This window comes from Ursidibacter sp. B-7004-1 (genome assembly GCF_053654055.1).
This window is the reverse complement of record NZ_JBSIUP010000088.1, coordinates 1-527: the sequence shown is the minus strand read 5'-3', so window position 1 is coordinate 527 and position 527 is coordinate 1. Positions and strand designations below refer to the sequence as shown.

The 527-nt window shown below is 49.3% G+C and carries 1 rRNA gene; it reads right to left on the bottom strand.

The features are described 5' to 3' along the window. Positions 1-527, bottom strand: a 23S ribosomal RNA gene (locus ACWIW0_RS11345); the annotation flags it as partial.

The window sequence follows — 527 nt, the reverse complement described above, 5'->3', positions numbered from 1 at the left end:
CGGTGCTATTTTGCCTAGTTCCTTCACCCGAGTTCTCTCAAGCGCCTGAGTATTCTCTACCTGACCACCTGTGTCGGTTTATAGTACGGTTTAGATAAACCTGAAGCTTAGTGGCTTTTCCTGGAAGCGTGGTATTGGTGACTTCATCTCCGTAGAGACTCGTCATCACTTCTCGGTGTTAAGAAGACCCGGATTTGCCTAAGTCTTCCACCTACTGGCTTAAACAATCATATCCAACAGATTGCTCACCTAACCTTCTCCGTCCCCACATCGCAGTTTATCCAAGTACGGGAATATTAACCCGTTTCCCATCGACTACGCTTTTCAGCCTCGCCTTAGGGGCCGACTCACCCTGCCCCGATTAACGTTGGACAGGAACCCTTGGTCTTCCGGCGAACGAGTTTTTCACTCGTTTTGTCGTTACTTATGTCAGCATTCGCACTCGTGATACGTCCAGCGAACCTCTCGATTCACCTTCATCCGCTTACACGACGCTCCCCTACCCAACAGGCGTATCACTAATATTC